Source organism: Robertmurraya korlensis (assembly GCF_023715225.1).
Lineage (GTDB): Bacteria > Bacillota > Bacilli > Bacillales > Cytobacillaceae > Robertmurraya_A.
Genome location: NZ_JAMBNS010000170.1, coordinates 1 through 260, shown reverse-complemented (window position 1 = coordinate 260; position 260 = coordinate 1). Strand labels below are relative to the sequence as shown.

Here is a 260-nt window from a genome sequence, read left to right as displayed (position 1 = left end):
GATATGATTTGTTTAGTTTTGAGAGAGCAATCTCTCTATGATAATCGTTCTTTGAAAACTAGATAATGTAATATGAAGAAGGCAAAAAAGAAATACCGAGTAATCGCCATTTTAGTTTTCTCTCTATTTAATATAGAGAAACTTTTTAACCGTAGGTTAAGTTAGAAAGGGCGCACGGTGGATGCCTTGGCACTAGGAGCCGATGAAGGACGGGACTAACACCGATATGCTTCGGGGAGCTGTAAGTAAGCTTTGATCCG

General features: G+C 38.8%; 1 rRNA gene. It reads left to right on the top strand.

The features are described 5' to 3' along the window. Positions 1-154 precede the first annotated feature (154 nt). Positions 155-260 (top strand): 23S ribosomal RNA (locus tag M3175_RS24720); the annotation flags it as partial.